This is a genomic window from Paenibacillus sp. FSL M7-0656, assembly GCF_038003225.1.
Classification (GTDB): domain Bacteria; phylum Bacillota; class Bacilli; order Paenibacillales; family Paenibacillaceae; genus Paenibacillus; species Paenibacillus amylolyticus.
On the sequence record NZ_JBBOOT010000001.1, the window covers coordinates 4,731,281 to 4,751,772 of the forward strand.

The following is a 20,492-nucleotide window of genomic DNA, read 5'->3' on the forward strand; positions in this document are numbered from 1 at the left end:
AAAACCAATGTTTACAGCATACTGAGCTGCATTGTAACGATGGTTCGAGTGGCTAGTGTTGCACGGACATCAATCAAACGCTGATTCCGGCTGCCGCGGAAGGGAAGGGAAACATCACGCTCCGCTTCAACGTATCGACCGTCAATAATCACATCGCACAACCGGGCAAGCTCCGCTCTTGCAGGGTCGGTAATCAGTTCTTCATATTCGAATCCCGTGTAGGCCCATACCGTCAGATCAGGACGTGCAGCGCGGAGCTGCTGGACCCAAGACGTACATTCTGCTGCCGAGAAAAAGGGATCACCACCACACAACGTAACTCCATCCAGCAATGGATGGGTCGTCACTTCATGCAGAATCTGCTGCTGCCGCTCCTCTGTAAAGGGCTCACCCGCTCGAAAGCTCCATGAATCCGGACTGAAGCAGCCCGGACAGGCGTGACGACATCCGCTGATGAACAACACGGCACGCAGGCCGGTCCCTTCATTTACCGATTCCGGGATGTAACCATATAGATTCACCGGTGCTTCACCCGATCCCGCACTTCAGCTTGTTTCGCAGCATTGAAGCGTACTTTGTAATCCCCGGTCAGATAGCCAGTTACGCGGCGTAACCGCTGGAAGTGTACATGGTTCTCGTGGGCTTCACAGTTTGGGCATACATTCCCAATGACGCCTTCATAACCACATGCAGGGCAGCGATCAATTGGATGATTAATGGAGAAATAACCGATATCCTGCGCCAGTGCATACTGTACAATTCGCAGGAAAGCTGCGGTGTTGGCCCGAACGTTTCCGTCAAGCTCCACATAGGAGATTGCACCCGCGTTACATAACGTATGGAACGGTGCCTCCAGTTCAATCTTCCGATATGCTGGAAGCGTGTGGTAGACCGGGATATGGAATGAATTCGTATAATACTCCCGATCATTCACTCCGGGAATAATGCCATAACGCTCTCTGTCGATCTTCGTGAATTTGCCGGACAACCCTTCAGCAGGTGTGGCAAACAGTGTGATATTCAAGTTATGCTGCTCGCTCATCCGGTCACAGAACTCTCTCATGGTCCGAATAATGTTGAGCGCTTCGCGATGTACATGAGGGTCCTGCCCATGATGGCGCCCATAGAGAGCTGTCATACATTCCGCGAGTCCGATAAAACCAAGAGATAATGTTCCATGCTTTAAAAGCTCGGCAACCGGCTCGTTCGGGCCAAGCTGTTCTCCACCTTCCCATACACCCTCCCGCATCATGAAGTCCGATGCCTTGGCAGGCTGCAATGTCTGAATTCGGTAGCGGTGCAACAGGCCGGAAGCGGCATTATGCATAACTGACTCCAAAGCAGTATAGAATCCGGCTCGGTCAGCGACAGCTCTTGCACCTTGGCAGATGCCAAACCGGATGCCGAGCTTCACGAGGTTAATGGTGTTGAAGGACAGATTACCTTTACCACTTTGACGATTGCGACCAAACCGGTCAGCCAGTGTACGTGTGCGGCATCCCATAGTTGCAATGATCGTATCCGGATCTTCCGGATGATAGAAAGGCAGATTGAAAGAGGCATCCACATTGACAAAGTTAGGATACATCCGCCGGGATGAACAGCTGACTGCGAGCCGGAACAGATCATAGTTCGGCTCTCCTTGAGCCTGATTGATCCCCTGTTTACATTGGAAAATATGTTGAGGGAACACGGGAGTCTCCCCGTTGCCCAGGCCACGAATGGTTGCTTCCAGCAACGAGCGTGATACCAACCGTCCTTCCGCAGAAGTACATAATCCATAGTTCAGTGAAGTAAATGGAATCTGACCACCCGCCCGGCTGCTCATCGTATTCAGGTTATGAATCAGTGATTCAGCAGCTTGTCCTGTCTCCAATTCAGTCTCTTCATAGGCGAAGGCATATGCCCGCGGACATTGATTCTTCGCTTCGATGCTATCCAGATGAAGCTGTTCATCCCCGATCAGAACATTTTCACCAAAGAGCCGTTGCCCTTTGCGGTAGTGTTTGCGGAACGATCGCTGTACATAAGGGGCCAGATCCCAGTCAATTTTATTGGCCGATACACCGCCATATTGACTGTTCTGCTGGGATTGGAAGATGATCGCAACCAGAGCCATGGCAGACATGATCGTCTGAGGTGTGCGAACCGATCCGTTACCTGTGTTGAAACCCGCAGCAAGGAGACGGTCAAACGGGATAAAGATACAGTTGGTCGTTCCAAGTGCATACTGATCCAGATCGTGTACATACAGATCCCCATTCTCCACAGCTTGGGCAAGCTCTTCCGGCAACACATGACGCAGAGCATGCCACTTGGCGGTCTCCGAACCGAGCCTGCTCATCTTACCACTGAAGGAATCCCCGTTCAGATTCGCATTTTCCCTCAGCGTATCGGCGTCTTCTGCGCCAATAATTCGTCTTCCCAGGTCGGATAATAGATCGGATGCCGATGGGGTGGCATACTCAAGCATGTTCATGTAAGGTTCCTCCTAAAATGATTTTGGTTATCATTCAATTCACGTTAAATACTATATGTAGATTCGTCTTATCCATTTATAAACTATATGTGGTTTTTTGGGTGTGATAATGATCACACAGCTTACTGAACAAAGTGGACTTTCCTTTAATTGCTGCGGATAAAGGTTCCCAAAGTCTGAGCGGAAGCGTATAATTTCTAGTTATTCTGCAAGTATAATATCCGAAGTCGGACAAGATGGACTTTAATCAAGCTGAAAAGGCGAGTTGCAATGAATTCGCGGTCGTTAAACCATCCGTTTAAGACCTGCTTTTGTCCACAAATGGGCAATAGGCAGGGAGTATGATTCTCTTATACTTCTACGGTGTTAATCATATAAGTATAGATTGTGACAGCTATTCGGATTTTTGATGACCCCTGTACGTGATTAAACATTCTGAAATACAGATTTGAAAGTGCAGCTAAGATAAGAGGGGTGAATCATGGGGACGGCAGAAGGCATTACAAGAGGCTTCTATGAAGATATAAAGGAAGCTGCGGCCCACATCGTAGACGTATTAAGTGGTATATTGAAGGTCAATACCATCTTTGTTGCCACGAATGACGGGGTGACCAATGTCATTTTGGAGGCCTTTAATCGTACGGAAGAGTTAGTTGTTAAAGGCAGTGCACTTCCATTTACGGATTCATATTGCAGCCTGGTATTAAGAGACAACGGTAGCGTTCTTACGATCCCGGATACATGTGAACATCCGATGACACGATCCATGGGCGTTACGAGCGGACTTGGCAATCGCTTCTTCGTGGGCGTGCCTATTATGAGAAGATCGGGCGAAACATTTGGTACCATCTGTCTGATGGATGATCCTGGTTATGTGATCAGCGAAACCGATATGAAGACACTGAAGGCGATGGCTGTATTCCTGGGTTATGTTGTTGATCTGGAAAGCACGTTGCATGTTCAGGAGCAGAAATTGAATGATTCGGAACAAATGCAAGAACAGCTCCAGGCAGAGAAAGAACGTGCCGAATCTGAGGCTATGACCAAAACACAGATGTTGAAGCTAATGAGTCACGAGATTCGCAATCCTTTGAACGGTATTTTGGGACTGACAGATCTGATGCGCACACCGGATATGCCTGAGGAGCAGTCCGAATATGTGAACATGATTGAGACAAGCGGCAATATTCTGCTTTCCTTGCTGAATAATATGATGAATTTCAACATTAATGAAGCAGGTAAAACGGTTATACATGATGATCCGTTTGATCTGGTAGGTACCATTGAGAATACCGTGTATCTCTATGCCGGGATTGCGACGGGCAAGAACATTGAGCTGGGATTAAATCTTGAACTGAATGTATCTCAAGTGTTCGTTGGTGATGAAGTCAAGATTGGACAGTTGCTTGCACACGTCATTCAATATGCTCTCGATTCAACGCGTGAAGGTTCCGTTCTGATCACAGCAGTGGTGAACGGAGAAGAATTGGAGGAGACCGGTACACTTCAGCTCAAGGTGAAGTACACGGGTCAGATGTTATCGGACAAGAAGACACCAACCTTTAACAGCCAAGATGAAAATTTGAATATCCAAAAACTGATTGGAAGCAATCTGGGTTTAGCTGTAAGCCAGAATCTTGCCATTCTCATGCATGGCCGTATTCAGGTGAGCAGTGTGAAGGAAAATGAGACGGAATTCAACATCTCCCTTCCGTTGCGCAGATACTGGGAGTTACCTCAACTCGCAAGTGTTCAGCAGCGGTTAAAAGGGAAAAAGGTGTTGCTTGCCAAGGACCCTGATATTTTGCAAGGTGTCTCTTCCCTGATGCGTAGGTGGGAGATGGATGTACACATGACCTCGGGTGTGACATTAGCGCATGATTGGATCAAGGAAGGATTCATGCCGGATGTAGCCGTTGTGGATATGGGATTAATGGAAGGCGGCGCGGTTGATTTTGTACATGAACTGAAACAGCGACTGCAGAATCTGCCCGTCATTGTTCTTGTTCCTTATGGTATGCACATTGAATTGCATGAAGCAGAAGCCTTTGATGCTGTTCTGACCAAGCCGGTCAGACAGGCTGATCTGTTGAATGCATTGAGCATTACTTTGCCTTAGATCATGATCATAGATCTTTATTCGGCGCACCTTATAGGTGCGCTTTTTTTCATTTTCCATTTTCTGAGCCAAAGCCCTTTTATTCCGAGCTGGTTACGTTACAATAGAAAGTGAACTTCATCTTTATAACCAACAGAGGAGGATATGCAATCAATGGATTATCGCAGATTAGGTGGAAGCGGACTGAAAGTAAGCGAGATCAGCCTGGGAAGCTGGCTGACGTACGGAGGGTATGTGGAACGTGAGAATGCGGTGAAATCAATTGAAACTGCATTTGATGAAGGCATTAACTTTTTTGATACTGCCAATGTATACGAACGGGGTGCAGCAGAAGAACTGCTGGGGCAGACGCTCAAAGCATATTCCCGTGACTCTTATGTACTTGCAACCAAAGTATTTGGCAAAATGGGTGATGGTCCGAATGACCAGGGGTTGTCTCGCAAACATATCAAGGAGCAATGTGAAGCCAGCTTGAAGCGCCTGGGCGTTGAATATGTGGATATCTATTACTGCCATCGTTATCATACCGAAACACCAATTGAAGAAACACTCCGCGCGCTCGATGATCTGGTACGCCAAGGCAAAGTGTTATATGTAGGCGTCAGCCAGTGGACAGCGGCTCAGATGGAAGCTGCGTTGGGTACAGCAGATCGTCTGCTCCTGGATCGTATCGTGGTCAATCAGCCGGTGTACAACATGTTTGACCGTTATATCGAAAATGAGATTATCCCGCTCGGCGAGCGTAAAGGCATCGGACAAGTTGTATACTCCCCGCTTGCTCAAGGTCTATTGACCGGGAAATATACGTCCGTTTCCGATATCCCAGAGAATAGCCGTGCTGCCAAGCTAGGATGGGACGAAGGAAAGATCAATGCGGATCGTATCGGGAAAGTTCGTCAACTGATTGAAGTGGCGGACAAGCTGGATCTGAAGGTTGGCCAACTGGCCCTTGCCTGGATTCTGCGCCAGAACAATGTATCCAGTGCACTTGTAGGGGCGAGTCGTCCCGAGCAGGTAAAAGAGAACGCGGCTGCATCTGGCGTGAAGCTGGATGCTGCCATTGTGGAGGAGATTGAGAGCATCCTTGCTTGATCTCCTGTCAGCACACAAGCTGAGATGATATGCAATGATCTATAAAGAAAGGGATGTCCTGTGCGCCTGAATAGGCGAACGAGACATCCCTTTTTTGGAGCGTTGAAAGGTTAGATTATTGAAAGGTTAGATCTTACTTTAAAGTGTAAGAGGCAAGGAGCGAAAAGTTAAGGCACACACACGGTTACGCCCTGTATTCTTGGCTTCATATAAAGCACGATCGGCCTGTTCGAAGAAATCATCATCGTCATGATCATCACAATGATCGGGATATACGGCTACACCAATGGAGATGGTTAGACGTGTCGTGTGCCCGTCGGGCAGAGCAAAATGGTATTTCTCTACAGCCTGTCTTATAGATTCGGCGGTAGCCACGGCCTGACGGTGTCCACAGTCGAGCAAGAGAATGGCGAATTCCTCCCCACCGTTTCGTGACACGATATCAGCAGAACGTGCATGCTCAACAAGCAGTTGTCCAAGTTGCTTCAGGACCGCATCGCCAGCGGAATGACCATAGGTGTCGTTTACCTTTTTGAATCGGTCAATATCAATGGCAAGCAAGGAAAGCTTCTGTTGGTAATCCCGCGCACGCTGGAGTTCCAGTTGAAGTGATTTTTCGAACTGTCGTCGATTGCTCAGGTTGGTAAGATGATCGGTAGAAGCTCTTTTTTCCAATAGAAATAACATTTCATTGGATTTATTAATGAATTCTGCAATGAAATAGATAAATATTCCACCGGCAAAAGAAATGGTCATTTGTAACGGATATATCTTCATTAATGAATTCATGCTGTCCGTGTTCAACATAAGAATGATAAAGATTAATGTCATGCCAAGCAGATTCATTGTAATTATTTTGGTCAGTCTGGACCAAGGAGCATAGGCGAAGTATACACCGGACAGTCCGATCAGAGTCATGACAAAACCTGCATCTATGGCAGAGGATGATAAGCCGAACATCAGAATACGAATGATCGAGATCATGAGTCCCGTAACGACCGAAGCCAATCCTCCCATATATACCGCTGCGGTAACGATGGCCAGATGCCGTAGATCTACAATCGTAGTTTCGTTCAGAGGGAATGAATAGTTCATGAGTACTGTGCCATATATACCGAATAATAAGCCGCCGATCAACTGAACACGTAACGAGGGAAAAGGCAATCGGATACTATAGAACTTTGCGATGATCCCGGACACATACATAAACGTAATCATGACACAGATATTAATGAAAAAAGTGCTAAACAACCGACATTCCCCCTTTTTACGCACATCCCTATATTTTATCTGAAAATTTGCGCTGTAGCGAACCATATTATCCCAAATTTATGAGAGGATTGCTGGTAAAGGTGGTTTATTTGCATATACAGGATGTTAGAGTGATATTGACTTCAATATGCAATGAGATTTATACTTAATCTAAATCAAAATATATTCCTTCTTTTTGGGAAGACCATCATAAGTAGAAGATCAGTGTCTGATTTCATATAAAATGGATCAATAATAAAGGAGAAATGGTTGTGAGAACTTTAAATCTGACGATACAACGGCAAGCGGTATATGATGTGGTGCGCCATTCAGAGGATCACCCGACAGCTGCTGATGTCATGAATCGACTCGTGGAACAAGGATATAATCTGGCCTATGGTACGGTGTATAATTCTCTTCGTTATTTGACGGACAAAGAATTGATACGGGAACTTAAACTCGGAGAGACAGCAAGCCGGTACGATGCCCGTATGGATGATCATCAGCATATTATGTGTGAAGTGTGCGGCAAAGTGGACGAGGTGATGACAGAGGTTCCTCCACAATGGATGAAACAGGTAGCTGAAGAAACCGGATATGCAATCGATCATGCTCATGTGGTCTTTGGAGGTGTCTGCGGGGAATGCAGAAACAAACGGATCAAGTAAAAATAAAACTGCCTGGCCGCCGTTTACCCCTAAGGGTTAAACCAGCCTTGTCTGACTCAACACCCCTTGTGGACAATTGTCCGGTTACAAGGCGTGTTATTCTGATCAGCCCGATGCCGGGGCAGGTTCATGAACTGGTAAAGGCCTTAACGGATAGTTGCTTTGATGTACTGGTCTTCCATCGCTGGGAACCGGATCTGCATGAGCGTCTTGTCTTTGATCTGTTGATCTATGATCTGTCTGTGGCTGGAACTATCGATGCATTTGCCGGCATTAGCAGCCGATTGAATCGTGAGGCTGAACATACAACCCCTTGTCTGTATCTGGTCGGTGAGAAGATGATTGGCAGTGCAAGTGGACCGATGCTTCAGGAGGAATTGCTGGTGTGGCCTGCACGCCCGCAGGAAGCACTTTATCGGGTGCAGCGCATGATTGGCAACAGTCCTGCTTTGCCCAACCGTGGTTTTTTGCCTGAGGAAGGACACCGTATCGGATTTAAAGATCTGTGGCTTGACCGTGAACGGATGAGTGTACAGCGCGATAATAACCGGATTCATCTAACCAAGACCGAATATGATCTGTTACTCAAGCTGATTGATGCCAAAGGTGCAGTCATTTCCCGTGAGGAAATGCTCAGCGATATCTGGGAGACGGACTTTACAGGTGGAAGTAATGTGGTCGATGTTCATATCAAAAGCTTGCGCAAAAAATTGGGCGATAATGCGTCTTCGCCGCAATATATTGTAACAGTAAGAGGAGTGGGCTACCGCCTGGCGGATTAGTCCGCTTTTTTTTTGCCCAAATTTTATCTTTCACTTCATGCTTTTTCGGGTACTACCTAATAGATAGGCAGATCAGAATCATTCCCTTAAAACATGTTCATAGTTCATTCATGAATGTTGAAGAACCTCATCTTAATCTCATGTGAACCTCATGCAAGAGCAGAGTGGGACATGTTAGAATCAATTTAACAGTTAGATCAAGTCTAAATGTATATTTAAACCGAAGCCGAATATGATTTTAATAGTAGATATATAACAGCCGTGAGACCCATTAGAGGAGGACGACATGATGACAGAACGTATGACAACGAATCAGGGAGCACCTGTAGGTGACAACCAGAATTCCCGCACAGCAGGCAGAAGAGGGCCGACACTGCTTGAAGACTACCATCTCATTGAGAAAATAGCCCACTTTGACCGTGAACGTATTCCCGAAAGAGTCGTACATGCGAGAGGTGCCGGAGCTCATGGTGTATTCACGCTGGAGCAGAGTATGAAGGCTTATACAACAGCTGACTTCCTACAAGATCCAGGTACGGAGACGGATGTGCTGGTTCGTTTTTCAACCGTTATTCATGGTACGGGATCACCAGAGACTGCACGAGATCCACGTGGATTTTCCGTCAAATTTTACACACGGGAAGGCAACTATGATATTGTCGGTAATCATCTGCCCGTTTTCTTCATTCGTGATGCGATGAAGTTCCCTGATATGGTGCATTCCTTGAAGCCGGCTCCGGATACAAACATTCAGGAACCTGCCCGATATTGGGACTTTATGACCCTCTCACCGGAATCAACACATATGATGACCTGGTTGTTCTCTGATCTGGGCACACCAGCAAGTTATCGGGAGATGGATGGTTTCAGCGTACATGCTTTCAAATGGATTAATGCACAGGGACAGGTCCACTATGTGAAATACAAATGGGAGTCTGCACAAGGCGTGCGAGGCTTCTCTCGTCAGGAAGCTGCCGAGGTACAAGGACAGGACTTTAATCATGCTACCCGGGACCTGCATGAACATATCAAGAACGGGCAATACCCGCAGTGGAAGCTTCAGGTACAGCTCTTGAAGCCGGAGCAAATGGATGATTTTGCTTTTGATCCTCTCGATCCAACCAAAACATGGCCTGAAGATGTATTGCCGTTCCATACGGTAGGGACCATGACCCTGAATCGGAATCCACAAAACTTCTTTGCTGAAGTGGAGCAGGCGGCCTTTTCTCCTAGTGCGCTTGTACCCGGAATTGAGCCTTCCGAAGACAAATTGTTGCAAGGACGCCTATTCTCCTATCCAGATACACAGCGTCACCGGCTTGGACCGAACTATTTGCAAATTCCGGTGAATTGCCCGTACGCACCCGTTCGTAATCATCAGCGTGATGGACTCATGAATGTGAATCAGGACCCATCTCCGGTGAACTATGAACCCAACAGTTCAGGAAACAGCCCGCAAGAAGATCCGGCATACCGGGACAGTCAGGTTCCGTTGCAAGGGCATGTTACAAGAGAGAAAATCGAGAAGACGGATGATTATACGCAGTCAGGGGAGCTTTTCCGTTCATTTACTCCTGTAGAGCAGCAGCATTTGCTTGATAATCTGATCAATGACCTTAAGGGCGTATCTGTTGATATTCAAATGCGTGCCCTGTGCCACTTCTTCCGAGCGGATGGACAGCTTGGCGGACGTTTGGCTCATGGACTCGGCGTGGATATTTCTGCACATATGCCGTCACAGGATGGAAAATAAAGTATAGTTTGACCATGTTCTACAACATCATACGGACTAATATTCGTTGAAGACCGGGCAGAACCGCGAACGTGCGGAACTCCCGGTCTTTGGCCTTTTTTACTGAAATGGAAAACAAATTTACAAATCATTTACATAAAATAGCTGACATAGAGGTTGACTTCTCATTTGATGGCACTACAATGGGTAGTGTGAGGGGTGTCAGAAAATGAGAATACACAATTTCAAAGTGGGTGAGCGTGGGCTCAACCGATTTTTTGGTCCGCTGGAGGCCAAGATCATGGACATTTTATGGGCTCGTCCTGGCAGTAGCATCCGTGAAGTGCAGACCGCACTTGAACAAGACAAAGACGTCAATTTTAATACAGTCATGACCGTGATGAACCGGCTCGTAGACAAGGGACTTCTCGGAAAGTCACAAAAGGGCAGAACATCTTTGTACCAACCGGTACAGAGCAAGGAGGAGTTTATGAACGACCAATCCAAGGAACTGTCACATGAGTTGGTAGATGAATTCGGAGCTTTGGCATTGAATCATATGCTGGATGCGCTGGACGAAGCAGATGCGGGTCTGATTGAACGCTTGGAACAGAAGATCAAACAATGGAAAAAGGATAGCGATTAAGATGTGGAAGACCCGCTCGAAACTTTTGTTTACCGTCGGGTTTGGCATTCCGTTACTCGTGTTCATGCAGATGTTCATGTACGCGATGTACAAAATTTTTGGCTGGGATATCCCGTTTAACCTGCTCTGGCTCTGCAATCATTGGATGAGTCGACTGGGGTGGTTATCCGTGGGACATTTCCTGCTGGCACTGGTATTGCTGACATTTGCGGGAACAGGTTGGTTGTTAATGGTGCGTATGATGAAAACCAGAGCAGCCGTACGTAAGCTTCGCTCCATGGAGGTGCGTGCATTGTCTCGCGAACTGGAGTCCAAGTATCACCATCTCGGACAGCCGGGATTCATTGTGGTGGACAAGCATTCTCCGGTTGCATTTACAATTGGTCTATGGAGACCTTGCATCGTACTCTCCACGGGACTTCTGACGATGCTGGATGCAGAAGAGGAGACTGCAGTTGTGTACCACGAAGTCCATCATCTGTGGCACCGTGACCCACTGAAGACAACACTGTTATCGGTATTTGCAATCATGATGCCGTATATTCCTGTATTGAAGCATACTTCGGAACATTACAATATTGTTAGAGAAATTCTGGCAGACAATGAGGCCATTGAGCGTACAGGCAATGTGGCAGGCATTGGCAGTGCTTTGCTCAAGTTGCTCCGTGCTTGTCCTGAACCTTGGGGGGCCAAAGAACTGACCGTTCAATCCTCATTTGCGGATACGTCGGTGAATGTCCGCATTTCACGTCTGCTGGACCCGGAACAGGACGTGACGCTGAGGTTGCCACGTTATGCTGTTCTGATGTCGGCTACTGTTTTTCTATTGCTGTCTATCTTGTTTGTTTGGTCCATCGGATAGATTAATTGGGCTAAATGTGAAGTCGAATATAATGAGGAAGGAAGATGAACATGAATAATAAAAGTGTAGAGATTGGATTACTTTTCTCAAGGATTATGATCGGTTTGATCTTTGTATTGCACGGCTGGAGTAAATTCGAAGGTGGAATCAGCGGTACGGTAGGTTTTTTCGAAAGTATTGGTATTCCCGGATTTCTTGCATCCGTTGTAGCCATCATTGAGTTGGTAGGTGGTGCAGCGATGATTCTGGGTCTGGGAACACGTGTGTTTGCTGCCCTGTTTGCCATCGTGATGGTTGGCGTTCTGTTTACAGCCAAAGTGGGTGAGCCGTTCCTGAGTGGTACCGAGTTAGATTACCTGCTGCTTGCGGGTTCCCTGACACTGCTCTTCACAGGAAGCCGCCTCCTGGCCGTGGATTATCTGTTCTCCAGACAGGGGAATGCTCGCCAGAATGTGAGTGCTTGAATTGACTAACGATTGCTAAAAATAATGAAGTGCAGGATGAGTCCTGTAACGAGGTTCTTTATTGGCCAGGCCGGTTCGGGAATTGATTTGCGAACCGGGCTGATCAGTAGAGAACTTTTTTCGTTTGGACGACATGCCTATGGTTTGTTACAATGAGAATAAGTATGCTACTAAGAAAAAATAAGGAGGATGCATTTTATGATTAACGTCATTCCATCCGATGCCCGCTCCAGCTTCGATCGAGGCTGGCTCCGTGGTAGTCACAGCTTTTCTTTCGGAGAATACCAAGACCCGGAGAATACGGCGTTTGGACCGATGCGGGTAGCGAACGACGATGTGATCGCGCCTGGTCGCGGTTTTGGAGCTCACCCACATAGTGATATGGAGATTGTATCGATCGTACTGAACGGCAAGTTGCGACATGAAGATAACCTTGGGAATGTAGCCGTTACAGGCTTTGGCGGTATCCAGCGGATGTCAGCAGGCAGTGGCATGATTCATACCGAACATAATGCATCCGATACCGAAGAAGTACGTTTGCTTCAGCTCTGGTTCATGCCACAGACAAAAGGGTTGGAGCCCTCCTATGAGACGACATCATTTGATCCAGCGGCATTGGCAGGAGCACTCGTGCCGATTGTATCCCCAGATGGGGGACCAAGAGTTGCGACCATTCATCAGGATATGACGATCTACCTTGGCCGATTAGCCAAAGACGAAACGTTAACCTTTAATCAGGATTCGGGCCGCCGAATGTACATTTTCTCCATCGAAGGCAAGCTGGGATTGGACGCAGAGTACCTGTTGAACGAAGGCGACACGGCTCGTGTGGAAAAGCGGGATTCAATCGAACTGCAAGCAAACGAAGATACGTTCTATATGATTATTGATTTGCCGTAGATGGCTGATGAAATGAACTCCAAGATGAAGGAGGATATACACGTATGGCGCAACAGGAATGGTTTATGGTTAAACATGCGGTGACCGGGCGAGGATTAGCTAATAGCAAAACAGATTCCCTGTCCTATCGGTTCCAACAGGAGGGTACAGGCTTCATGTTTACCGTTACGGGTCTGGACGAGCAGATTGTGGAACAGATTATGGAGCTTAGACAGGAACTGAACGTATTTCGCTTCGTCCAACGCAAGGACCAGCCCCTTTTGAAACACTGGTACTACGCCGATGGTGAACGGGTAGTATACGACAGGGAGAGTCACACGCTAAGCATCTATGCGAAGTCGGAGATTCGTTATGTGCCTGAAGATTATTTTGCGGATTAACTAAAATAGCTTGAACAGGTTTTCGAATAGTTAAGGAGGTCTCTGTTAAATACAGAGGCCTTTTTGCTGTCTGAACTCAGAGAATTTAATCGTAACTTTACAAAAAAGACCACATAATTCCCCGCTGTCTGGCACAAGCTACCTTGTATAAAAAACAAGAATGGAGGGGCGGCATATGGCGGACAAAACATCTGGGAAAGACAAGTCCCGACAACCGGGACGAGCTTCAGAAGAAAAAAAACATATTCCTTTGGGACTGCCGTCCCCGCCTTTTCTTCGGCAGCCAATTAGTGCAGTACATGAAACTCAGATTAAGGCGGTAAAGGAGATATTCTCCGATTGTTCTGATGTGGTTTTTCGCAACGTCATGATTACGCCTGAAGTGAAAGGACTTCTCGTCTATATTGAAGGTATTGTCAATTCGGCTGATATCCAGGAACACATGCTGCGACCGATTATTCGAGGGCTGGTGCAGCAGCGCACAGATGAACCTGATGTTCCACTGGATGATACAACCGTTGAGCTAACACAGGTGAAGCGAGTGGATACCTGGGCTGCTGCGACAGAAGGGGTGCTGGCATCCTCTGCCCTTCTGGTGGTCGATGGAAGTAACAAAGCCTGGATGTTCAATGTCAAAGGTGGCGTCAGACGTGGTGTGGAGGAACCGCAGACAGAATCCGTCATTCGGGGACCGCGGGAGGGATTTACCGAAACGCTCCGTGTGAATACGGCCTTATTGCGGTTCAAGCTGAAAACACCTGCGCTCAAGATGGTGAGTATGACCCTTGGAACAGACACCAAGACAGATATTGTGCTGACCTATCTAGAAGGTATTGCTGATCCAAAAACGATTCAAGATGTCAAGAAACGTCTGGAAAAAATCAATATTGATGGCATCCTGGAGACGGGTTATATCGAGGAACTGATTGAAGATCATCCGTATTCCCCTTTTCCTCAGATGCACTACTCGGAGCGGCCGGATACCGTTGCAGGCAATCTATTGGAAGGACGCTTTGCCATTATGGTAGATGGAACCCCATTCTCGCTGATTGCTCCAGTCACGATGTGGCAGATGCTGCAAGCCAGCGAGGATTATTACGAGCGATTCTTCATCAGTAATCTGGTGCGGTGGATTCGCTTCCTATTCGTAGCCATCGCTTTGTTCCTGCCAGCCTTGTATATCTCTATTACAACATTTCATCAGGACATGCTGCCAACTACGCTGATTCTGAGTATTGCGGGTGCACGGGAGGCTATACCTTTTCCGGCTTTGGTGGAAGCCCTCATCATGGAGCTGTCGTTCGAAGCTCTCCGGGAAGCGGGGGTCAGGTTACCCAAGACAGTGGGTCAGGCTGTCAGTATCCTCGGTGCACTCGTGATCGGACAGGCGGCAGTTCAAGCGGGGATTGTATCCGCACCGATGGTTATTATCGTATCCATGACAGGAATAGCTTCCTTCACGATCCCGCGATTTAACTTCGCGATTACGGTGCGTCTGCTCCGATTTCCGATCATGTTACTAGCAGGTATGCTTGGACTATACGGCATCGTCATCGGCTTGGTCCTGATCTCGGTGCATCTGACACAGATGACTTCGTTCGGTGTCCCATATCTCTCTGGTCTTAGCCCGTACAGTAAAACAGATACCAAAGACATTCTCATTCGTGTGCCATGGTGGAAAATGATCAATCGTCCTTCTACGGTACATCGGGATCAGAAACGGATGACCGAAAAGATCAACGGTTCCCCTGAAGCTGAGGAAGGGTGGTGAACCCATGCAGATGATATATAAGTACCGGGCAGTGATAGCGCTGTTGTTATGTACCACTTTTATTTCAGGTTGCTGGGATCGTAAGGAGATTAACGATGTTGCCTTTGTGATTGGTATTGCTGTTGATAAGGAGGGGGACAATTACAGATCCAGTCTTCAGATTGCTCTGCCAGGACAATCCGGTTCTTCCGGTAGTGAAGGAGGCGGAGGCGGCACGAGTGGGGATAAATCCTGGTTCATGTTATCCAATACAGCCAAATCTGTGCATGGTACGTCTATTGAAGGTCAAAAGGAACTTTCACGAACAATCTATTACGCGCATCGCCGTACGATGCTTATTGGTGAGGAGCTTGCCCGGGATGGCGTGGCCCCCATGCTCGATCTGTTTACACGGTATCCGCTGAACCGACTCTCTGCATTGCCAGTGGTCACAAAAGGTGCAGCATATGAGGTCATGGATACGGATGCACCTATAGAGAAGTTTCCATCCGAGATGGTGCGGGAACTGTGCTTCCTCAATATGCGTAATCCACGTTCACTTAAAACGTTTATAGATGCCATTCTGAGTGAAGGTGTCGATCCATTCCTGCCGGTCGCTTCGAAAGTGAGCAATGTTCCAAAAGGGTGGAAGGACGCCAAAACAAACATAAAGCTGGATGGGTTGGCCATTTTCAAGAAAGATAAGCTGGTTGGCATGATTGACAAAGCTCCAGCCGATGCGCTCATTCTTGCTATGGGCGAGGCCAATGCACCGGAGATTATGGTTAAAGCTCCTGGCGGAGATGGAAATATGTTCATCAAGTTGAACGAGAACAACGCTTCACTACATCCCAGTATCAAGGCTGATAAGGTCACCGTGAATATTGAATTATATGCCAAGGGAGTTCTCGTAGATAACGAATCCAATTATGGCGACCGGCGTGAGAATGAGATTCTGAAGTTACATGAAGCCATTCACGAGAAAATAAAATTGGATATCGAGGAAGGTGTCCGGTTGGTTCAGGGAAAATACCATGCGGACATCCTTGGAATCGGTCGATCCATTCATCAACATCTGCCGGCCAAGTGGGACACGATGAAGGATCGTTGGGATGACATATACCCTGAAGTTGAGGTGACGGTTACCCCCCATGTCCTTATTGAAAACGTTGGGGTGAGCAATAAACCAATTGGCGTCGGAGAGGATGAAGTTGTACATGATTAAACCACTCTTATTTACCTTCCTGGCCATGGTAATCGTGGTCATTTTGATGGATTTCAGACATTTGAAACAGGCAGCTGCCATTAATCGCTGGCTATCCTATAGTTTGATAGCAGTGGCTACAGGCATTTGGTTCTATGTGACTAATCTAAGCAAAACCTTATTTGTGTCGGTATGGATAAGCCACGTTATCCAGCGCTTACTGCCACTGCCCTAGGTTGTGGACAGGATGCATTAAGTTTGCGAGATCGCGAGAGGGAAAGGAGGTATATCATGAATCAGAGAGTGACACACCGTCAGATGATCCTGCTCGTGCTGCTGCTCAGTATTTCAGGAACGTTAATTCAGCCTCACGCGCAAGCTATCTACTATGCGGAACAACACGCTTATCTCTCGTATATACCTGTAGTCTTAGTGATGCTTGCATCCATGTGGATGTTAAGTCGGGTCCAGCGGAGATTTCCGGATCAGGATCTATTTCAAGCCCTTGCTGGGCGATTCCCCTTTTTGGGAAGGCTCGCAGGATTGATGTACATTTTGTTTTTTTTCTTTGTGTTTGCGAGGGATATCCGGTTAACGGGGGATTATATCAGCATAACTTTGTTAGAGACCACGCCCATCTCCATCATTGTGTTATCTCTGATCGTTATGGGAGTTTTTATCGTTAGAGGTGGGCTCGGCTCCTTAATCGGTATGTCGGAGTTGTATGTGACATTGTTTCTCTTAAACTCCGTGATTGTGCCTTTCATGCTCATTCAACAGATCAATATGGATAATTTGATGCCGTATTTTCACGTTGATGTTACGGGAGTGGGCAAGGGGAGTTGGTACATATTTTCGTTTTACGGAGAGATGATTGCATTACCTTTTGTTATCAAAGGCAGTGATTTTCGATATAAATCGGTTGTGTCAGGTATTATCCTCTCTGCACTCCTGATGATGTTAATCCTTGTGGAGACCATTACCTCCATTGGAGTTCCTATCGCTTCAAGGTTGGTGTATCCCTCCTATGAACTGGCAAGACAATTGCAAATCAGTGATTTCTTGGATCGGTTTGACCTTGCCCTGGCAGCGGCAACCTTGCCTACCATGATTACGAAGATTGCATTTGACCTGTACTTTGTCTGCTGGGGATTGAAGCGAATGATTCCGAACGTATCGGGAAAGGTGTTGACAGGTCCGATTGCCCTCGTCGGATTTGTCTGTGCATTCTGGTTCTTCCGAAATGCCATTCAGCTCAATCGTTTTACTCGGGAATGGACATGGATTGCCATTGTTTTTGAAGTACTGTTCCCTATCGTGCTGTTTCTTTTCCTTCGTCCTCGCAAAAAGGATAAAAAAGAATCTACCCAACAGAGATCGGGAGACCAGTCCAAGAAAGAGAAGCATGAGCCGGAACAAAAATCGGCTGATTCGGAAAAGGACGGAGAGAAAAGACGGAAAGATTCTCATGGCGGAGAACTCCAGCCTTCCTGATGCATTCCATCAAAAATCCTTATAGATGAACGGGCAAAAAGAGGGAAAGCACAGTTTCCCTTCACAGAAGTACCCTGTATACTGTAGTCAGACTGATGAACATTCGGCTGAACTAACGGGGGGAACATGAATGGCTCAACATTTGGCAGGTGTGCGTGTAGCATTGACAGGACCACGAAAATCGAAAGAAATGTCCATACTGGTTGAAAAAATGGGTGGAATCCCGCTTGTGCGACCAGCACAGGGGACCGTATTCCTGGATGATCGGAGTATCAGGGATGGGCTGGTATCCTGGATCTCAGACCCGCCAGACTGGGCGGTATTAACTACGGGTATGGGATTGGATGCATTATTTGAAATGGCTGAGGATATGGAAGTGGCAGGCCAATTGTTGGATGTGTTATCGGAATCCTCAATTGCGGCAAGGGGATACAAGACGGTGAATGCGCTCAAAAAGCGCAAGTTAACACCGCTGGTACGAGATGATGACGGTAGCACGGACGGGCTTATTCGAGAATTCGCCCCACATGATCTCGCAGGGAAAAAGGTTATGTTGCAGCTTCATGGGGAGACAGCTCCCAAACTCGTTGCATGGTTGGAAGAACAAGGCGCAATCGTCACACAAGTGCTTCCTTACCGCCATGTACCGCCAGAAGAGGTAGAGTTGGAACAGTTATTAAATGAAATTCTAAATTTCGAAGTAGATGCTGTTGCGTTCACAAGTGGACCGCAGGTTAGATTTCTGACGCAATATGCGGCCTCTCAGGACAAGCTTGAGCCGATGCTTGCAGCCTTCAGACAAGGTGTAATTCCTGCGTCTGTAGGTAAAGTTACCGCAAACTCCATGCGTGAAGAAGGCATTGAGGCACTGGTCATTCCGGAGGAAGAGAAGATGGGAGCACTCATCGTTGAGCTTGGACGTTACTTTGCAGCAGGGCGTGCGGCCAAGATTAGAGATTAGTGGCCTGCTTTTAGATCAGTTCGACAAAAGCTTTTGGCGTCGCTTCATGAATAAAAAGTGTGCATTAATCTTAACCGCATCGCTATATGATGCGGTTTTGTTTAGATTATAGAATTTATACGTTACAACTAAAATACGAATGTACATCCTTGATAGTGCTTCGATCAGAAGCTTTTCTTATCTCGAAGAAAAGGTGGAAATGACGATGACCATTGCAGATCGTAACGCCAGGCCTCGACTTATCATTGCAGGGACCGGAAGTGGTGCAGGGAAAACGACAGTAACTTTGGGGCTAATGAGAGCACTCGCTCAGCGTGGCTTGAGTGTACAAGGGTTCAAATGCGGCCCAGACTATATTGATCCGACATACCATACCGCAGTCACGGGCAGACCGTCACGTAATATGGATGCATGGATGACATCGCCTGAGTATGTGAGATATACGTTCGAGAAGGCATCGGCGGGGCATGATATTTCCATTATTGAAGGCGTGATGGGCCTCTACGATGGCAAAGATCCGCTCAACAATACAGGCTCAACTGCAGAGATTGCTCTGGTCACGCAGACCCCTGTGATTCTGGTTGTGGACGTACGCAGCATGGCTCGCAGTGCGGCCGCGATTGTACTAGGTTTTCAACAGTTGGAGCCTGAATTAAATATTGCCGGAGTAATCGTCAACCGTTGTGGAAGTGCGGGTCATTATACCATTGTGCAAAAAGCCATTAAGCAGATGTGCGGCATTCCGGTGGTTGGCTGGCTGAAGCGGGATGAAGACATGTCCATCCCCGAGAGACATCTGGGGCTGGTGCCTGCCATTGAGCGCGGTGAACTGGAACCCTTATTTCAGCGGGCTGCCGATGTGTTGATGGAGGGCACCGATCTGGATCTTCTGCTGGAACTGGCGACAAGCGCCCCGCCTTTGAATGCAGAAGAAGTGAGTTCTGCAACTACTGCCCACGCTGATTCGGCTAATGATGAATCAGGCTCTAATTACGATTCACTTTCCAATTCAGTGATCCACGTTAATAATCGACATGTATCATATGCAGTACAGCCTGTCATTGCCGTTGCGCGCGATGCGGCATTTAATTTCTATTATCCCGATAATCTGGAATTGCTCGAAGCAGCCGGGGCCCGATTACATTACTTCAGTCCGCTCGCTGGTGAAGGTATTCCAACGGATGTGGATGGCATCTATTTGGGTGGCGGGTTTCCAGAGGAATTTGCAACAGAGATTGCCGGTAACCAAGAGTTCTTGGAAGGACTTCGACAGGCAGTACAATCCAACATGCCTTTATTTGCCGAGTGTGGTGGTTACATGGTGCTTGGAGAAACGTTGACCGACCGAGAGGGAGTTACTTTCGACATGGCGGGCATTATCCCCGCACAGGTGCAGATGCAGAAGAAGCGCGCTGCGCTTGGCTACCGTGAAGCAAGTAGCGTTCGGGATTCCTTTTTGCTGAAAAAGGGTGAAGTACTTCGGGGTCATGAATTTCATTATTCGACAATGACCTATCGTGATGAAGAAACGATTCCTTATGCGTATGAGACCAAGGGGATGCGTGGCTTGAAGCAAGAGGGATATGCCGCAGGCAACATCGTGGCGGGGTATACGCACGTTCATCTGGGCTCTTATCCGGCAGCTGCTCGAAGATGGGTGGAACATTGTTTAGCCTATCGGCAGGAGCGAGATATGCAGAGATAATAA

Annotated in this window: 19 protein-coding genes; 16 read left to right on the forward strand and 3 right to left on the reverse strand. The window is 47.4% G+C overall.

Annotated features, from left to right (window positions below; all coding sequences use genetic code 11):
• Positions 1-11 precede the first annotated feature (11 nt).
• Complete coding sequence (gene nrdG, locus MHI01_RS20965) at positions 12-521, reverse strand: anaerobic ribonucleoside-triphosphate reductase activating protein (protein WP_076319289.1); 510 nt, start codon at positions 519-521, stop codon at positions 12-14.
• Positions 518-2,479, reverse strand: a complete 1,962-nt coding sequence (locus MHI01_RS20970) for an anaerobic ribonucleoside triphosphate reductase (RefSeq protein WP_340984033.1) — start codon at positions 2,477-2,479, stop codon at positions 518-520. The genes nrdG and MHI01_RS20970 overlap by 4 nt, the downstream gene beginning before the upstream one ends.
• Positions 2,480-2,960: 481 nt before the next feature.
• Here MHI01_RS20970 and MHI01_RS20975 point away from each other — a divergent pair, with 481 nt between their 5' ends.
• Positions 2,961-4,598, forward strand: coding sequence for a hybrid sensor histidine kinase/response regulator (locus tag MHI01_RS20975; RefSeq protein WP_340984034.1), 1,638 nt, complete (start codon positions 2,961-2,963; stop codon positions 4,596-4,598).
• A 153-nt stretch (positions 4,599-4,751) separates the two neighbouring features.
• Complete coding sequence (locus MHI01_RS20980; protein ID WP_047840782.1) at positions 4,752-5,690, forward strand: aldo/keto reductase family protein; 939 nt, start codon at positions 4,752-4,754, stop codon at positions 5,688-5,690.
• 138 nt (positions 5,691-5,828) lie between these two features.
• Here the strand turns inward: MHI01_RS20980 and MHI01_RS20985 are convergent, their stop codons facing one another.
• Entirely contained in the window at positions 5,829-6,941 is a 1,113-nt protein-coding gene (locus MHI01_RS20985; protein WP_076319286.1) for a GGDEF domain-containing protein, read from the reverse strand.
• 272 nt (positions 6,942-7,213) lie between these two features.
• Here MHI01_RS20985 and MHI01_RS20990 point away from each other — a divergent pair, with 272 nt between their 5' ends.
• The 14 genes from MHI01_RS20990 (at position 7,214) to MHI01_RS21055 (ending at position 20,489) form a co-directional block, all read left to right on the forward strand.
• The gene (locus MHI01_RS20990) at positions 7,214-7,609 is read left to right on the forward strand and encodes a Fur family transcriptional regulator (RefSeq protein WP_036612807.1); all 396 of its coding nucleotides are present in this window, start codon (positions 7,214-7,216) and stop codon (positions 7,607-7,609) included.
• The gene (locus tag MHI01_RS20995; RefSeq protein ID WP_036612804.1) at positions 7,585-8,391 is read left to right on the forward strand and encodes a winged helix-turn-helix transcriptional regulator; all 807 of its coding nucleotides are present in this window, start codon (positions 7,585-7,587) and stop codon (positions 8,389-8,391) included. The genes MHI01_RS20990 and MHI01_RS20995 overlap by 25 nt, the downstream gene beginning before the upstream one ends.
• A gap of 289 nt (positions 8,392-8,680) precedes the next feature.
• A complete protein-coding gene (locus MHI01_RS21000) occupies positions 8,681-10,144 on the forward strand; it encodes a catalase (protein ID WP_047840780.1) in 1,464 nt (487 codons plus the stop codon).
• A gap of 208 nt (positions 10,145-10,352) precedes the next feature.
• Complete coding sequence (locus tag MHI01_RS21005; RefSeq protein ID WP_017691824.1) at positions 10,353-10,769, forward strand: BlaI/MecI/CopY family transcriptional regulator; 417 nt, start codon at positions 10,353-10,355, stop codon at positions 10,767-10,769.
• A gap of 1 nt (position 10,770) precedes the next feature.
• Positions 10,771-11,631, forward strand: a complete 861-nt coding sequence (locus tag MHI01_RS21010; protein ID WP_340984036.1) for a M56 family metallopeptidase — start codon at positions 10,771-10,773, stop codon at positions 11,629-11,631.
• A gap of 50 nt (positions 11,632-11,681) precedes the next feature.
• Positions 11,682-12,095, forward strand: a complete 414-nt coding sequence (locus tag MHI01_RS21015; RefSeq protein WP_100528505.1) for a DoxX family protein — start codon at positions 11,682-11,684, stop codon at positions 12,093-12,095.
• A 198-nt stretch (positions 12,096-12,293) separates the two neighbouring features.
• Positions 12,294-12,995 (forward strand): pirin family protein, encoded by a 702-nt coding sequence (locus tag MHI01_RS21020; protein WP_340984037.1) that lies wholly within the window; start codon positions 12,294-12,296, stop codon positions 12,993-12,995.
• Positions 12,996-13,039: 44 nt separating this feature from the next.
• On the forward strand, positions 13,040-13,375 hold the full coding sequence (locus MHI01_RS21025; protein WP_339284580.1) for a hypothetical protein: 336 nt from the start codon (positions 13,040-13,042) through the stop codon (positions 13,373-13,375).
• Positions 13,376-13,550: 175 nt separating this feature from the next.
• Positions 13,551-15,146 (forward strand): spore germination protein, encoded by a 1,596-nt coding sequence (locus MHI01_RS21030; RefSeq protein WP_091036071.1) that lies wholly within the window; start codon positions 13,551-13,553, stop codon positions 15,144-15,146.
• Positions 15,147-15,150: 4 nt separating this feature from the next.
• Positions 15,151-16,350, forward strand: a complete 1,200-nt coding sequence (locus MHI01_RS21035) for a Ger(x)C family spore germination protein (RefSeq protein WP_340984039.1) — start codon at positions 15,151-15,153, stop codon at positions 16,348-16,350.
• Complete coding sequence (locus MHI01_RS21040; protein ID WP_036612790.1) at positions 16,343-16,564, forward strand: hypothetical protein; 222 nt, start codon at positions 16,343-16,345, stop codon at positions 16,562-16,564. Before MHI01_RS21035 ends, MHI01_RS21040 begins: the two co-directional genes overlap by 8 nt.
• A 56-nt stretch (positions 16,565-16,620) precedes the next feature.
• A complete protein-coding gene (locus MHI01_RS21045; RefSeq protein WP_340984041.1) occupies positions 16,621-17,823 on the forward strand; it encodes a GerAB/ArcD/ProY family transporter in 1,203 nt (400 codons plus the stop codon).
• A gap of 130 nt (positions 17,824-17,953) precedes the next feature.
• The gene (locus MHI01_RS21050) at positions 17,954-18,784 is read left to right on the forward strand and encodes a uroporphyrinogen-III synthase (protein ID WP_340984042.1); all 831 of its coding nucleotides are present in this window, start codon (positions 17,954-17,956) and stop codon (positions 18,782-18,784) included.
• A 205-nt stretch (positions 18,785-18,989) separates the two neighbouring features.
• Positions 18,990-20,489 (forward strand): cobyrinate a,c-diamide synthase, encoded by a 1,500-nt coding sequence (locus tag MHI01_RS21055; RefSeq protein WP_340984043.1) that lies wholly within the window; start codon positions 18,990-18,992, stop codon positions 20,487-20,489.
• Positions 20,490-20,492: the final 3 nt, after the last annotated feature.

Coding starts and splice junctions, on each gene's coding strand:
- MHI01_RS20970 (WP_340984033.1), bottom strand. CDS start 2,479: ATGAACATGCTTGAGTATGCCACCCCATCGGCATCCGATCTATTATCC.
- MHI01_RS20975 (WP_340984034.1), top strand. CDS start 2,961: ATGGGGACGGCAGAAGGCATTACAAGAGGCTTCTATGAAGATATAAAG.
- MHI01_RS20980 (WP_047840782.1), top strand. CDS start 4,752: ATGGATTATCGCAGATTAGGTGGAAGCGGACTGAAAGTAAGCGAGATC.
- MHI01_RS20995 (WP_036612804.1), top strand. CDS start 7,585: ATGCAGAAACAAACGGATCAAGTAAAAATAAAACTGCCTGGCCGCCGT.
- MHI01_RS21000 (WP_047840780.1), top strand. CDS start 8,681: ATGACAGAACGTATGACAACGAATCAGGGAGCACCTGTAGGTGACAAC.
- MHI01_RS21005 (WP_017691824.1), top strand. CDS start 10,353: ATGAGAATACACAATTTCAAAGTGGGTGAGCGTGGGCTCAACCGATTT.
- MHI01_RS21010 (WP_340984036.1), top strand. CDS start 10,771: ATGTGGAAGACCCGCTCGAAACTTTTGTTTACCGTCGGGTTTGGCATT.
- MHI01_RS21015 (WP_100528505.1), top strand. CDS start 11,682: ATGAATAATAAAAGTGTAGAGATTGGATTACTTTTCTCAAGGATTATG.
- MHI01_RS21020 (WP_340984037.1), top strand. CDS start 12,294: ATGATTAACGTCATTCCATCCGATGCCCGCTCCAGCTTCGATCGAGGC.
- MHI01_RS21025 (WP_339284580.1), top strand. CDS start 13,040: ATGGCGCAACAGGAATGGTTTATGGTTAAACATGCGGTGACCGGGCGA.
- MHI01_RS21030 (WP_091036071.1), top strand. CDS start 13,551: ATGGCGGACAAAACATCTGGGAAAGACAAGTCCCGACAACCGGGACGA.
- MHI01_RS21035 (WP_340984039.1), top strand. CDS start 15,151: ATGCAGATGATATATAAGTACCGGGCAGTGATAGCGCTGTTGTTATGT.
- MHI01_RS21040 (WP_036612790.1), top strand. CDS start 16,343: ATGATTAAACCACTCTTATTTACCTTCCTGGCCATGGTAATCGTGGTC.
- MHI01_RS21045 (WP_340984041.1), top strand. CDS start 16,621: ATGAATCAGAGAGTGACACACCGTCAGATGATCCTGCTCGTGCTGCTG.
- MHI01_RS21050 (WP_340984042.1), top strand. CDS start 17,954: ATGGCTCAACATTTGGCAGGTGTGCGTGTAGCATTGACAGGACCACGA.
- MHI01_RS21055 (WP_340984043.1), top strand. CDS start 18,990: ATGACCATTGCAGATCGTAACGCCAGGCCTCGACTTATCATTGCAGGG.